Annotated in this window: 12 protein-coding genes, 1 tRNA gene and 1 pseudogene; 10 read left to right on the top strand and 4 right to left on the bottom strand. The window is 67.7% G+C overall.

The window, feature by feature from the left end; all coding sequences use genetic code 11:
- Positions 1-5: 5 nt before the first annotated feature.
- Positions 6-1,532 (bottom strand): ABC transporter substrate-binding protein, encoded by a 1,527-nt coding sequence (locus tag OIE40_RS05675; protein ID WP_264700901.1) that lies wholly within the window; start codon positions 1,530-1,532, stop codon positions 6-8.
- Positions 1,533-1,676: 144 nt separating this feature from the next.
- On the opposite strand from OIE40_RS05675, the gene OIE40_RS05670 reads away from it, so the two are divergent.
- Positions 1,677-1,753: transfer RNA gene (locus OIE40_RS05670), tRNA-Met, on the top strand.
- A gap of 234 nt (positions 1,754-1,987) precedes the next feature.
- Here the strand turns inward: OIE40_RS05670 and OIE40_RS05665 are convergent.
- A complete protein-coding gene (locus OIE40_RS05665) occupies positions 1,988-2,167 on the bottom strand; it encodes a hypothetical protein (protein ID WP_264700899.1) in 180 nt (59 codons plus the stop codon).
- Positions 2,168-2,266: 99 nt separating this feature from the next.
- Positions 2,267-2,527 (bottom strand): annotated as a pseudogene (locus OIE40_RS05660) (integrase core domain-containing protein); the annotation flags it as partial.
- Positions 2,528-2,710: 183 nt separating this feature from the next.
- Between OIE40_RS05660 and OIE40_RS05655 the strand changes: the two are divergent.
- From OIE40_RS05655 to OIE40_RS05645, 3 genes are all read left to right on the top strand, one after another.
- Positions 2,711-3,919, top strand: coding sequence for a hypothetical protein (locus OIE40_RS05655; protein ID WP_264700897.1), 1,209 nt, complete (start codon positions 2,711-2,713; stop codon positions 3,917-3,919).
- A 348-nt stretch (positions 3,920-4,267) separates the two neighbouring features.
- A complete protein-coding gene (cmtR, locus tag OIE40_RS05650; protein ID WP_028708027.1) occupies positions 4,268-4,627 on the top strand; it encodes a Cd(II)/Pb(II)-sensing metalloregulatory transcriptional regulator CmtR in 360 nt (119 codons plus the stop codon).
- Positions 4,624-5,220: a cadmium resistance transporter gene (locus tag OIE40_RS05645; RefSeq protein ID WP_264700890.1), complete on the top strand. Its 597-nt coding sequence runs from the start codon at positions 4,624-4,626 to the stop codon at positions 5,218-5,220. The genes cmtR and OIE40_RS05645 overlap by 4 nt, the downstream gene beginning before the upstream one ends.
- Positions 5,221-5,286: 66 nt before the next feature.
- Here OIE40_RS05645 and merA read toward each other — a convergent pair whose 3' ends face one another.
- Positions 5,287-6,735 carry a mercury(II) reductase gene (merA, locus tag OIE40_RS05640; protein WP_030153508.1) on the bottom strand — a complete coding sequence of 483 codons (1,449 nt, stop codon included), beginning with the start codon at positions 6,733-6,735 and terminating at the stop codon, positions 5,287-5,289.
- A 78-nt stretch (positions 6,736-6,813) separates the two neighbouring features.
- On the opposite strand from merA, the gene OIE40_RS05635 reads away from it, so the two are divergent.
- The 6 genes from OIE40_RS05635 (at position 6,814) to OIE40_RS05610 (ending at position 13,307) form a co-directional block, all read left to right on the top strand.
- A complete protein-coding gene (locus tag OIE40_RS05635) occupies positions 6,814-7,203 on the top strand; it encodes a heavy metal-responsive transcriptional regulator (protein WP_028708020.1) in 390 nt (129 codons plus the stop codon).
- A gap of 732 nt (positions 7,204-7,935) precedes the next feature.
- Entirely contained in the window at positions 7,936-8,535 is a 600-nt protein-coding gene (locus OIE40_RS05630; RefSeq protein WP_264700876.1) for a recombinase family protein, read from the top strand.
- 3 nt (positions 8,536-8,538) lie between these two features.
- Positions 8,539-9,933: a Mu transposase C-terminal domain-containing protein gene (locus tag OIE40_RS05625; protein ID WP_105185970.1), complete on the top strand. Its 1,395-nt coding sequence runs from the start codon at positions 8,539-8,541 to the stop codon at positions 9,931-9,933.
- A complete protein-coding gene (locus tag OIE40_RS05620) occupies positions 9,930-10,748 on the top strand; it encodes an AAA family ATPase (RefSeq protein ID WP_105185971.1) in 819 nt (272 codons plus the stop codon). The genes OIE40_RS05625 and OIE40_RS05620 overlap by 4 nt, the downstream gene beginning before the upstream one ends.
- 118 nt (positions 10,749-10,866) lie before the next feature.
- On the top strand, positions 10,867-11,526 hold the full coding sequence (locus OIE40_RS05615; protein WP_264700871.1) for a recombinase family protein: 660 nt from the start codon (positions 10,867-10,869) through the stop codon (positions 11,524-11,526).
- 470 nt (positions 11,527-11,996) lie between these two features.
- Positions 11,997-13,307: a hypothetical protein gene (locus OIE40_RS05610; RefSeq protein ID WP_264700869.1), complete on the top strand. Its 1,311-nt coding sequence runs from the start codon at positions 11,997-11,999 to the stop codon at positions 13,305-13,307.
- The last annotated feature ends 53 nt before the right edge of the window (positions 13,308-13,360 follow it).

The raw sequence follows: 13,360 nt of genomic DNA, 5'->3' as shown, positions 1-13,360 counted from the left end.
GCGTCCTATCGCTTCGCGATGGCGCTCAGGTCGAAGCTGAGGGTGGCGGCGTTCTGCGGCACGCCGGTGATGGTGTTCTTGGTGATCACCAGGTTCGGCAGGGCGAACAGCCAGACGGCGGCCGCATCGGTGGCCAGCGTGCGCGTCGCCTTCTTCATCAGCGGCACGAAGTCGTCGACCGGGGCCTCGTCGGCCGCCTCGAACTCCTTGTCGAAGTCGGCGTTGTCGAAGTGGAAGTAGTAGTCGGGATCGGTGAACCTGCGGATGTCGCGCGCCTCGACGTGCGCGACGATCGACATGTCGTAGTTGCCGCCGTTGTGGACGTCGTTGAGCCAGGTGGCGAAGTCGAGTTCTTCGACGGTGACCTTGACGCCCACCTCGCGCAGGGCGCTCTCGACGAACTGGGCGCTCTTGGTCGCATACGCCGTCGTCGGCACCCGCAGCTTCAGCGACAGGTCGGTGGCCTTCGCGGCCGCGAGCAGCTTCTTCGCCTCGGCCCGGTCATAGCCGTTGATCGCGGTGAGATCCTCGTACCACGGGTCCGTGGGCACCGCCATCGACCCGATCAGGCTGCCTTGCCCGTTCCAGACGGTGTCGAGCAGCGCCTTCTTGTCGATGGCCATCGAGATGGCCCGCCGTACCCGGACGTCCTTGAACGCGCTGCGGGCGTTGTTGAGGGCCAGCACCACCTCGCCGGTCGTGGTGCCGTCCATGACGGTGAACCGGCTGGTGTCGCCGAACTGGTCCAGGGCGTCCGGTGCCTGCAGGTTCGAGATGACGTCGAGGTCGCCGGCGAGCATGGCGGTGTTCATGGCGTTGGGGTCGGCGAAGTAGCGGAAGGTGACCAGGTCGAGCCGGGACGGGGTGCCCCAGTAGTCGGGGTTGGCGGCCAGCACCACGCTCTGGCCCTTGTTCCACCGCTGCAGCACGAAGGGTCCGGAGCCCGCCGGCGCGGTGCCCAGGTTGGCCAGGCCGGCCGGGTCGTAGACGATACCCGCGGTCGAGCTGATGTCGTACAGCCACAGGTTGGACGGGTGGCTGAGCGTCACCTTGACGGTGTGTTCGTCGACGGCCTCGGTCGACTTCACCACGGTCATCTGTTCGACCAACGGCGCCGAGATGTTCTCGGTCTTGATCCGGTCGAAGCTGGTGACCACCGCCTCGGCCGTCACCGGCGTCCCGCTGGCGAACCTCGCGGCCGGGTTCAGTTTGAACGTGTAGACGGTGCGATCGGAGCTGACGTTCCAGGTCTGCGCCAACAGTGGTTCGAGCTCGCCCTGCTCGTTCATCCGAACCAGCGTCTGGTAGACGTTGTACAGCAACAGCTGCGGGATCGACGCGGCCGGCGACGCACTCGGGTCGAGGGTGGGCGGCTCGAGGCTGGCGCCGACCACGAGGGTGCGGGCCTCCTGGGTGGGGGCCGTCGGCGACTGCCCCACGCACGCGGTGAGCACAGCCATGGTGGCGGCAACCAGAGCCGCCCAGCGCAGCCTTCGTCGTGGCGCAACTGCTGCGGTGGGGCTGGAGACCATCTGTCCTCCTCGTGGCTGGCCGCGGGGCCGGATCGCGCGGAAAGTCTAGCCGAGGGCCTAGTCGAGACTGCAAAGGCACGTCGGGGCTGCGGCGCGGCCCCGATTTGAAGGTTCCGTGACCGTCACCTATAGTCGTTGAAGCGACGCGGGGTGGAGCAGCTCGGTAGCTCGCTGGGCTCATAACCCAGAGGTCACAGGTTCAAATCCTGTCCCCGCTACCAGAAAGGCCCGCTGACTAGGTGAAACACCCGGTCAGCGGGCCTCCTTTCTTGCCCATGGCAAATCCAAGACCCTGACAAAATCCCTGACAGTGATCGGAAAATCCGTCGAGCACCTGGCGGCAGGCACGCATCGGTCCCGGCGGTTTGGGGTTGGCGGTTAGGCCAGAACAGACAACACTACCCGGACGCGGTGAGGCGTCCGGGTGGTGTTGTTGAACGAGGTTGAAGCCAGGGTCAGGACAAGCTCGCCGAGCAGGTCGAGGTGTCGCCACCGCGGCCGGTCAGGTAGGTGTGCCACTGGCTGCCCCTGCCGCTGTCGGAGGTGCTGCCGTTGCCCACTCGCATGGTGAGGGTGTAGCCGACCGAGTCAAGGTCGGAGACGTAGACCTGGATCTGCGGCTTGGTGCCGTTCATCGAGCACTTCTTGGGTCTGCTGCACGATCAGGTGACAGTGTTTGGTCACGCAGCCTGATTGGCTGTCGTGGTCATGATGGTCTCGTACTCGATGGGGGTCTATCGGCCCAGGCCGTGTTGGCGTCGGCGGCGGTGGTAGGTGCGTTCGATCCAGGTGACGATCGCGATCCGGAGTTCCTCGCGGGTGGCCCAGGTGCCTCGGTTGAGGACGTTCTTCTGGAGCAGGGAGAAGAAGGATTCCATGGCGGCGTTGTCGCCGCAGGCGCCGACCCTGCCCATGGAGCCGACCATGTGGTGCCGGTTGAGTGCGCCGACGAACTTCCTGCTCCGAAATTGCGATCCTCGATCCGTGTGGACCATTGCAGTTCACATCGGTGTAGGCGTAGCCATACGCGTAGGGGGAGCTCGAGGTGTTCCAGTAAACGGTGTATGTGGCAGCAAAGGCGGGTGATGCTGGAGACCCAGCCAATACGACCAAGCAGACCGTCGAAGCAGCCCCGGCGCGCGCCAGCTCGGCCTCGCGAATGTCATCAGAACCCTGTCGTGGAAGATCGTTCGGGGCCCACTATGGTGACTTGGGTCCACCGCAGGCACCTCATTTCCGCGATCGGGCCGGTGGCAAAGGGAGAAAGTGTGATGCGTCGCACGATGGTGGCTGCAGCGGCCGCGCTTCTTCTCCTGCTCGGGTGCACCGATCCGCAAGCAGCGACACCAAGCGCCCCGGCGGCATCGACGGCGAGCCGTCCCACCGGGTCATCGACGGGTTCCTCCGCCGCGCCCTCAACCGCGGACGCTTCGGTGCCGCCAGTTCGGGTCGCGTTCCCCGAGGCGTTGAAGGTCGCCGGCAGTGGCCACGTCTACGCCGAAACCGACGGAGGGGTGCTGAGCATCGATATCGCCCACCGGACAGTTGAACTGATCGCCGCGCCGCAACTGGACGCCTTCAAGAACTTCGTCGCAGTGCCAGGCCTGTTGGTGGTCAAGCAGGTGGACGATCCCCAGGGTTTCCTCGTCACCGCCCAGGGGGAACTCCGGCCGCTACCGAGCGAGTTCGGAGGATCCGGTCGGCTCTATTCGGGTGAGGGCGAGACCCTGTGGGTCGTCCCGGAGCAACCCACAGACGGTCGACGACTCGTGACTCGGCTGAGCACCAGCGGCGAGACCCCGCGTGTGCTGAGTCGCCGCGCACTCTCCGCTGTCTACGACCTGCCCGATACCGATGGGGCTGGCCACCTGCTCACGAGCAAGGCGAACACCCTGTACATCGTCACCCCACGCTCGACGAAGAGGCTGCGCGGCTGGCGTCCACAGTGGCAGAAGATCGGGCTCGGGCCCACCGCGGTCCTGGTGAGGACATGCCCACGGTGCGGCGTCACTCAGCGCAGCCGTACCGGCACGAAGGCACCAGCGACACCGCAAGGGTTGAAGGCCGTCGACCGGCTCACCTCGCAGTACAACTCGGGCGACGACGGATTGATCTCGGCCAACGGCCGCTACCTGGCCATCACGATGACCGCCAAGGGCGACGATCACACCCGGATCATGCTGGTCGACCTCGCAACAGGACGGACCATGCAGGTTCCAGGCACCCTTCACGACGTCAACGCCAACGATCAGTACGGATGGTTGGAGGGCAAGACCCCGCGGCTGCTGGCCGTATCTGACCGACACCTGTGGATCGTGGACCCGGCCAACGGATCACAGCAGGCTCTGAGCGGCTTCGTTTTCGACCGGGTGGCTGTCGCAAGTTAGCGCCAAGTCAGGGCGTCTGAAAGGAGTAGCCGGCTCGTCGCGTCAAGTACCCCTGTAACTGCCAGAGGTAATCGAACGTTCCGTTTGTAGCCGAGCCGAACCCCGTTGCTCCATCACCGCTTGTAGGACCACGTCCGCAAACGAATGTCTATGGACGCGGTCGTTCGGGCCCGGCCGGATTGTGGCCTTGGCCGTTATGTGGCGGGGTTCTGTCGCCGCTTCGTGAGTTCCCTGATGATCGGGCGAATCGTCCCGTGGGTCGATCCCCAACTGACACAGCCTCGTTCGCACGCTTAGCGACTCCGGGCTGCGTAAAACCACTTCAGTCCTCGCTGTATAGTTCAGCGCATGCTGACCATTGCTTCTCGCCTGGACGTGATGAACCGGTTGGGCCGCGCGCTGGCCGACCCGACCAGGTCCCGGATCATCCTGACGCTGCTCGACCGGCCGGCCTACCCGGCAGAGCTGGCCCGCGATCTGGACCTCACACGCTCCAACGTGTCCAATCATCTGGCGTGCCTGCGCGACTGCGGCATCGTTGCTGCCGAACCCGAGGGCCGCAAGACGCGCTACGAGATCGCCGATCCCCACCTGACGCAGGCGCTGACCGCCCTGGTTGACGTCACCCTCGCGGTTGACGAGAACGCCCCGTGCATCGATCCTGCCTGCTCGGTGCACGGATGCGACGCAGCAGAGGCGGGCGCGTGATCCTGGCTGCGGTCCTGCAGGCAATCGGCCTGTTCATCGCGACCAACATCGACGACATCATCGTGCTCTCCTTGTTCTTCGCCCGCGGCGCGGGCCAACGCGGGACGACCACCCGCATCTTGGTCGGCCAGTACGTGGGGTTCACCTGCATCCTCGGTGCCGCTGTGCTGGTGACTATCGGAGCCGGAGCATTCCTGCCCTCAGCAGCTATCCCGTACTTCGGGCTCATCCCCCTGGCCCTCGGTCTCTGGGCTGCATGGCAAGCCTGGCGCGGAGACGATGACGACGATGACGCCAAGGTCACGGGCACGAAGGTCAGCGCGTGGACCGTCGCAGGAGTCACCTTCGCCAACGGCGGAGACAACATCGGCGTCTATGTCCCCGTCTTCCTCAGCGTGGAACCCATCGCAGTGGTCGCCTACTGCCTCGTCTTCCTCGCGCTCGTCGCGGTCCTGGTCGTAGTCGCCAAGTTCGTTGCCACCCGGCCGCCGATCGCTGAAGTCCTCGAGCGCTGGGAACACATCCTGTTCCCCATCGTCCTGATCGGCCTCGGCATCGTCATCCTCGTCAGCGGAGGAGCGTTCGGTCTCTGACGGAGCCAAAGCGAACGAGAGAGGTCGCCAGGCTCGACGCTCCGGTATAGGGATCCCTGTGCGGGTTCATGCTGCGCAGCAGGAGAGTTTGGTGATGTCGGTGGTGAAGGTTTGGGCGGTGAGTTTGAGGCCTTCGGCCATGGTCAGGTAGGGGCTCCAGAGGTTGGCGACCTGGTCGGTGGTCATGCCGGCCTCGAGGATGTAGACGCCGGCGGCGGCGAGGTCACCGGCGTCCTGGGCGAGGGCGGTGATGCCGATGATGCGGCCGGTGTCGGCGTCGGTGACGATCTTGATGAGCCCGCGGGTGTCACGGTTGACGATGGCGCGCGGGACGTGCGCCAGGGGCAGGACGCGGCTGTCGCAGCGGATCCCGGCAGTGCGGGCCTGCTGGTCGGTCATTCCGACGGAGGCCAGGGCGGGGCTGGTGAACACGACCCGGGGCAGGTGGCGGTAGTCGACCTCCCGGCCGGCTCCGGTGAGGGCGTTGTCGGCGACCAGGGCGCCGTGGGCCGCGGCGACGTACACGAACTGCGGGTGGGCGGTGACGTCACCCGCGGCCCAGATCCGCGGGTTCGTGGTGCGCAGGTGGCTGTCGATGATGACCTCGCCGCGCTTGCCGGCGCGCACGCCGATGGTGTCGAGGCCGAGCGTGCCGGTGACCGGGCGGCGGCCGGTGGCAACGAGGAGCTCGGCCGCGCGGAGCTCGTGTGAGCCGTCGGCGGTGGTGGCGGTGACCGTGACCTCGCCGGTGGCCGGGTCGCGGCGCACCGCGGTGGGCACCGCGCCGCGGATGATCTCGATGCCTTCGTCGGCGAGGATTTCTTCCAGGGCGGTGGCGGCCTCGGGTTCCTCGTGGGAGGCCAGCCGTGAGCGGACGAGCATGGTGACCTGGGCACCGAGGCGGGAGAAGAGCTGGGCCTGCTCCATGGCGACGTAGCCGCCGCCGATGACCAGCAGCGACTCCGGGACGTGGTCCAGCTCCATCGCGGTCGTCGAGGTCAGATAACCGGCCTCCTGCAGGCCGGGGACCGGCGGCGCCCAGGGCGTGGAGCCGGTAGCGATGAGGTGGTGCGCGGCCCGGACGGTTTCCGCCGTGCCGTCCGGGCCGGTCACGCGGAGTGCCGGCTCAGTCGGTGTGCCGACGAAGGTGGCCTCGCCGGGGTGGAGGGCCCACCCGTACTCGGCGGCCAGGGCCGCGTACTTCTCGCTGCGCAGCGATCCGACGAGCTTGTCCTTGCCGGCGACCATGGCGGGCATGTCGACCGGTGGGGCGTCGGGGAGTGGCAGACCGGGGAACCGGGCGGCGTCGAGTGTGACGTGGCGGGCCTCGGCGGCCGCGAGCAGGGCTTTGGAGGGCACACACCCGGTGTTCACGCAGGTACCGCCGATGGTGCCGCGCTCGATCATCACCACCCGCTTGCCCAGGGTGGTGGCGCGGATCGCGGCCGCGAACGCCGCCCCACCGGACCCGATCACTGCCAGGTCATACGACCTGCCCTTGTCCGTTGCCGTCATAAGTCCTCCCTTGTTGCCGCGCCTCAGGACCAGGATCGACCTTCCAGTGCACTGGAAGGTCAAGGCAGAATGAGTGGCATGCGGATCGGTGAGGTGGCTCAGGCGTCGGGCACGACAGCTAAGACCCTGCGGTACTACGAGGACGTCGGACTCCTCCCCGACCCCGACCGCAGCCCGGCGGGGTACCGGGACTACGGCCCCGAGGTGCTCGACCGGCTGCACTTCATCCGCCGGGGCCAAGCCGCCGGGCTGACCCTGGCCCAGATCGGCCAGGTGCTGGCCATCCGAGACCGGGGCCAGGCCCCCTGCCAGCACGTCACCGACCTGCTCGACACCCGCCTCGCGGTCATCGACCGGCAGCTCGCCGAGCTCGCGCAGCTACGCACCACGATCGCCATCCTGCGCGAGCACGCCACCACCGGCGACCCGGCCACATGCTCCCCCGAGGACGTCTGCCGCTACCTGTGACCCGCGAAGGTCACCGGCCCGTGGCACCATCGCGACATGGCCGATGACACCCAGCAACGATGCTCGTGCTGCGGCCGCCAGCGGCCACGAAGGTCGCTCCACGCACTCGGGAGCGAACCGGCCTACATCTGCCGAAGGTGCGCGCTCTGGGTCGCCCTTCGCATCGCTCGCGACTGAACGACTCCGCCCGCAACGCGGGCACGCCGCCGGCCGCGGCGAACATCGTCGGATGGTGCGCGAAGGAACCAAAGGGCGCGAATGACGACCAATCATCACGCCGCCAGCGCGATCGCGGGCGCCCGTTGCCGCACTCCTCATCCGACGGTCTGAGCTCCACCGCCTGGCAGCGGTCCGAAGCCTGGAGAGGGCATCGGAGCCGGACGGGACCCCCTAACGCTCAGTGGTCCGCCCTCGCAGCGGTTGCGGTCGGTCCAGTTGTCCGTCCCGTAGGAGGAACCCGTTGCGGAGGCGGTGCAGGTCATCGGCGGAAACCCACGCCCGAATGTTCGCAAGACCGCCCGAGAAGGGTTGTCCGGTGACGGTGCGTCATATGGGACGGCCTGTCGTCCCGTAAACGAACGATTCCGCTACAACGACGACGAGGGCTGCCGTACTCCTCAGGATGCTTGACACTTCGCGGTTCTCGATCCATAGCGTTTGTAACGAAACTCAGTGCCGGATTCTATGGCTCGATACTTCCCGTGCTGGATGAGTATCGCTACAGTCAACGCCATGGGGCCTCTGCTGGGCTATGCGCGTGTGTCGACGACCGATCAAGACGCCGCACTGCAGATCGATGCGCTCACCGCCGCCGGGTGCTGCCGGGTCTTCGTCGACACGATCTCGGGCTCCCTGGACCACCGGCCCGAGCTGGAGAAGCTGATGGACCAGCTGCGCCCGGGGGACACGCTGGTGGTGTGGCGGCTGGACCGGCTGGGTCGCTCAATCCGGCACCTCATCGACCAGCTGCAGATCCTGTCCGAGCGCGGCGTGGGGTTCCGCTCCCTGCAGGAGACGATCGACACCACCTCCTCGGGTGGGCGGCTGGTGTTCCATGTCTTCGCCGCGTTGGCCGAGTTCGAGCGCGACCTGATCCGTGAGCGCACCCACGCAGGACTGGCCGCCGCCCGGGCCCGTGGCCGCAAAGGCGGGCGACCGCCCGCCCTGTCGCCGGATCAGGTCAAGGCGGCGAGGCGGATGTATGAGCAGAACGAGATGACGGTGGCGCAGATCGGTGCGGTGCTGGGCGTCAGCCGCGCCACCATCTACCGTGCTCTGAACCGCAACAGCGCCCCAATGGTGCAACCAAGGCAGTCGAGAAGCGCCGTGTAGGTCATGGACGCGGCCGAGCGCTGGCAAATCCTCAGGCTTCATGTCGAGGACCAGATCCCGCTCGCCGCGCTGGCCCGGGACACCGGTGTCGGGCTGCGCACGCTGGAGCGCTGGCACGCCCGCTTCCGCACCGAGGGGTATACGGGTCTCGGAACGCGGAGGCGCGCTGATGCCGGTAGCCATCGCCTGCCCGCCGAGCTCGTGTCGTTGGTCGAAGGGCTGGCGTTGAGCAAGCCGCGCCCGGCGATCATCACGATCCACCGCAAGGTCAGTGCCATCTGCGAGGAGCAGGGGTGGCCGGTGCCCTCCTATGGCGTGGTGCGCGCGATCGTCGCCGACCTCGACCCGGGCATGGTCACCCTCGCCCTGGAAGGGCCGGCGTCATATCGCGACAAGTACGAGCTGGCGCTGCGCCGGCGTGCCGAGCACCCCAACGCGATGTGGCAGGCCGACCACACCATGCTCGACATCCTCGTGGTGGGCACCGACGGAAAACCTGCCCGGCCGTGGCTGACCGCGATCATCGATGACCACTCCCGGGCGATCTGCGGCTACACCGTCTTCCTCGGCGCACCCTCAGCGATGAACACGGCCTTGGCGCTGCGGCAGGCGATCTGGCACAAGACCGACCTCGCCTGGCCGATGTGCGGCATCCCCGACGTGCTCTACGTCGACCACGGCAGCGACTTCATCAGCCACCAGCTCACCGCCACCGCCGTAGATCTGCACATCCGGCTGGTCCACTCCACCGTCGCTCGCCCGCAGGGCCGCGGGAAGGTCGAGAGGTTCTTCGGCACCGTCAACACCGAGCTCCTGGCAGATCTCGCCGGACACATCACCAGGGGGCACCCCTGGCCCACGCCGAAGCTGTCACTGGCAGAGCTCGACACCGCCCTGGAATCGTTCGTCACCACTTACAACGACCGGCCCCACAGCGAGATCGGCACCTCACCACGCGCTGCGTGGATCGGGGACGGTTGGCTGCCGCGCATGCCCGAGAGCCTCGAGGACCTCGACGGGCTGCTGCTGACCGTGGCCAAGACCAGGATCGTGCGCCGCGACGGCATCCGCTTCCAGGGCCTGCGCTACATCTCCCCGACCCTGGCCGGCTACGTCGGCCGATCGGTCCTCATCCGCTACGACCCCAGGGACATCACCGAGATCCGCGTCTTCGACCACGAGGAGTTCATCTGCAAGGCCGTCAACCAGGACCACCACGGCCAGAAGGTCAGCCTCAAAGAGATTCAAGCCGCCCGCAACGCCCGCCGCCGCGCCCTCCGCGAAGGAATCAACGAACGCATCGCCGTCGTGGCCACCCACACCTCCCCGACCCCACCGGCCAAGGCGCCGCCGGCGCCGCGACGGAAGTTGAAGGTCTACAAGGAGGACCTGAGGTGAACCAGCGCTTCATCGTGACCAAGGAACACCGCCGCTTCACCGAGTTCGCCAACGCCGTACGCCGCGGCCACACCATCGGCCTGTGCTTCGGGCCCGCCGGCGTGGGCAAGACCCTGTCCGCGCGCCGCTACGCCCGCTGGGACCAAACCAACGACCTGCTGACCGATTGGGGCCCTCGCACCGAGGATGACGCGAATGTCTACGCCGCGCTGGCCAAGAGCCGAACCGTGCTCTACACCCCCAGCGTCCTGACCACCCCACGGACCTTGCAGGAGGAGCTCCACGAGGTCGTCACCCGCACCAACATCTGCATCGAGCAGCACCTGCACCCCGTCGGGCAGGGCCCGATAGTGACGTCACGCAAGCGACACTTCGAGAACTACGTGCAACTGATCATCGTCGATGAGTCCGAACGACTCCGCGCCACGGCTCTGGAACTCCTGCGCGACCGCTACGACCGCGACAACATCGCCCTCATCCTCATCGGCATGCCCGGCCTGGAGAAACAGTTCAGCCACTACCCACAGTTCTACAGCCGCGTCGGATTCGCCCACCAATACCGACCGCTCGGCAATGACGAACTGCTCTTCGTCCTGCAACGGCACTGGGTCACCCTCGGCAAGACGCTCGACCCCGCGGACTTCACCGACGCCCAAGCCATCGCCGCCATCGCCCGCATCACTCGCGGGAACTTCCGGCTCCTGGAACGCCTCTTCCCCCAGGTCGAGCGCATCCTGAAGATCAACGAGCTCGACACCATCACCGACGACGTCATCGAAGCCGCCGCCAGCACCCTGGTCATCGGCGTCAGCTAACTGACCGCCACATACCACCCACAGAACCCCGCCAGCTAACGGTGCAGACCACAGCCGGATGTCGGGGGCACTTCGTACGGTTGGCGTGTCCGCTATCTATGACAAGCAAGGTGCGTTTATGAACAAGACGTTCGGCTACGGCCGGGTCTCGACCCACCTGCAGAGCCTCGACTCCCAGCTCGATGCTCTGCTCAGCGCCGGAGTCGACCGGGCCGACATCCACCTGAAGAAGTTCACCGGCACCAAGGCCAGCCGGCCGGTCTGGGACCATGTCCTCGACCTGCTCCGCGACGGCGACACGCTGGTCATCACGCGGCTCGACCGTTTGGCACGGTCGATGAAGGATCTCGTCGAGATAAGCTTCCTGCTCAGGGACCGTGGGGTGAACCTGCGAGTCACCGAGCAGAACATCGACACCGCCACGATCGAGGGCCGGCTGCTGTTCAACCTGCTCGGCGCAATCGCGGAGTTCGAGCACGATCTGATCGTGGCCAGGACCCGTGACGGGCTCGCCGCGGCCCGGGCTCGCGGACGCAAGGGCGGACGCCGTGCGGTGCTGTCAGCGAAGGTCGATGCCGAGATCCGGCGGCGCTACGACGAGGGCGAGCTCACGGTGAGCCAGATCGCCGAGATGTTCAGGGTGTCGCGGCCCACCGTGTACCGCCACCATCATTGCGATCTCGAGTTCTGTCCTGTCACCGGAGTGGAGGCTGTTGACGCCCGCCCGGAACTCGGAGCAGGCGCGGGCAGCCGGCCTGAGGGTCGTTCCAGACCCTGACAAAATCCCTGACAATGTCAGCACCAATGAGCTCCCACAGGTAACTTCCATAGCCTGACTGAGACCCTCGTATAGCGCTCTGACTAGGTGGTATATGCCGTCTGACTAGGGGTATCGAGACCCCCCTGCCCATGTCCCAGAGGTCACAGGTTCAAATCCTGTCCCCAGCTACCAACAAGGGCCCTGGCCAACCGGCCAGGGCCCTTTTCGTCTGCCCCTGGGAGCGGCCTGGGCCGTCAGGGACTGTCCCCCGCCCGGGGGACCCGGCGGCGGCGACCTGACGAGCCCCTTCCACTAGACTGCTGCGGCGCCCGTAAGGGGAACGGGCGCGCCGTCTCGGCAGGCACAGCACCAGGCAGCCCGATCGGGCACCCCAAAGTCTCGACACTCGGTGGCGACCCTTGACAACGCGTAGAGACAAGCCGAGTAGCCGCTGGGTACGCTGAGCCGTGGTGAGCACTGGGGGGTGGATGAGCGGGTATCTCCGCATGCGGTTGCGCGTCGCCGCGATGGGTGCCGTAGCCGCACTGGGTGCTGCCCTGCTCGCCGCCGGCCCAGCCCTGGCCCACCCCGGCAACGACACCTGCCGCGGTGAGCACGACTGCCGTGAAGCCAGCGCGGCACCCACGCCCGTCTCGTCGGTCACGATCCGCACCTGGGTCACCGGGACGCCCCTGGCCGGCGACGGCCGGATCACGTTCCCCCCGCGCGACCCGCGCCCCAGCAGGACGCCGCATCCCACGCCGACCCGGACCTGGACGCCCTCACCGAGCGCAACGCCGACCCCGAGTGTCACGCCCACCCCGAGCGTCACGCCCACGCCCAGCAGCACCCCGCCGGGAAGTGCGACGGCCAGTCCCACCGCGCACCCGACCGAGACACCGACTGATGTGCCGAGCCCCACCGACGACCCCAGCCCCACCGACGACCCCAGCCCCACCGTCAGCCCCACCGTCAGCCCCACCGACGACCCCAGCCCCACCGTCAGCCCCACCGACGACCCCAGCCCCACCGTCAGCCCCACCGACGACCCCAGCCCCACCGTCAGCCCCACCGACGACCCCAGCCCCACCGTCAGCCCCACCGTCAGCCCCACCGACGACCCCAGCCCCACCGTCAGCCCCACCGACGAACCCAGCCCGACGATCTCGCCCACGCCGTTCCCGACGGTCGATCCGAGCGCGTCCTTCGTTCCGAGGCCGACCCCGACCTTCACGGGGAAGCCGCGGCCGCCGGGGGTCGTCAGGCCGCCGGTGACTCCGACACCCACGCCCACGTTGACGCCGACCGTCAGGCCCACGCCGACGCCTTCCTGGCCGACCCCCACTCCGACGGTGCGGCCGACGACGACCCCGACGCCCACGCCCACCAAGCGGCCGTCCGCGTCGCCCACGCCGACCCGGACTCCGACCCGCTCGGCGTCCCAGGCGAGCCGACCCACGGCCACCCGGCCCGTCGTGGTCCAGCAGCCGACGACCCAGGCGCAGCCCGGCGACGACACCACCGTGGCGCCCACCCAGGACACGACGCCCGTGGCGACCGCCTCCGCGTCGCAGCCCACCGCGTCCTCCTCGTCGACCAGCCTGCCGCAGCCGACGTCCAGCGACTCACCGCTGCCCGGTCCGCAGCAACCTGGCGGCGGGAGCGGTTACTGGCCGTCGACGGTCACCGATTCGTTGGCGCTCGAACGCGGGCTGACCGCCATGCTGCCGATCCTGGCCGGCGCCATCGTGGTGATGGGCCTGACGCTGCTGCTGCGGCCGCCACGGCGCCCTGTCTGACAACCGCCGCGTTCACCACCGGCGAACCGGCGCCGCCGGTGCCGCTCGGTGTG

Origin of the sequence: Micropruina sonneratiae (genome assembly GCF_025972045.1) — a bacterium.
In the GTDB taxonomy this organism is placed as follows: domain Bacteria; phylum Actinomycetota; class Actinomycetes; order Propionibacteriales; family Propionibacteriaceae; genus Micropruina; species Micropruina sonneratiae.
Note: the sequence above shows the minus strand (reverse complement) of the source record. Positions and strands in the feature narration are given on the sequence as shown.

What these genes read in the sequence shown, in the direction of transcription:
- OIE40_RS05675 (WP_264700901.1), bottom strand. Translation starts at nt 1,532, where the DNA reads ATGGTCTCCAGCCCCACCGCAGCAGTTGCGCCACGACGAAGGCTGCGC.
- OIE40_RS05665 (WP_264700899.1), bottom strand. Translation starts at nt 2,167, where the DNA reads ATGAACGGCACCAAGCCGCAGATCCAGGTCTACGTCTCCGACCTTGAC.
- cmtR (WP_028708027.1), top strand. Translation starts at nt 4,268, where the DNA reads ATGCTGACCATTGCTTCTCGCCTGGACGTGATGAACCGGTTGGGCCGC.
- merA (WP_030153508.1), bottom strand. Translation starts at nt 6,735, where the DNA reads ATGACGGCAACGGACAAGGGCAGGTCGTATGACCTGGCAGTGATCGGG.
- OIE40_RS05635 (WP_028708020.1), top strand. Translation starts at nt 6,814, where the DNA reads ATGCGGATCGGTGAGGTGGCTCAGGCGTCGGGCACGACAGCTAAGACC.
- OIE40_RS05630 (WP_264700876.1), top strand. Translation starts at nt 7,936, where the DNA reads ATGGGGCCTCTGCTGGGCTATGCGCGTGTGTCGACGACCGATCAAGAC.
- OIE40_RS05625 (WP_105185970.1), top strand. Translation starts at nt 8,539, where the DNA reads ATGGACGCGGCCGAGCGCTGGCAAATCCTCAGGCTTCATGTCGAGGAC.
- OIE40_RS05615 (WP_264700871.1), top strand. Translation starts at nt 10,867, where the DNA reads ATGAACAAGACGTTCGGCTACGGCCGGGTCTCGACCCACCTGCAGAGC.
- OIE40_RS05610 (WP_264700869.1), top strand. Translation starts at nt 11,997, where the DNA reads ATGAGCGGGTATCTCCGCATGCGGTTGCGCGTCGCCGCGATGGGTGCC.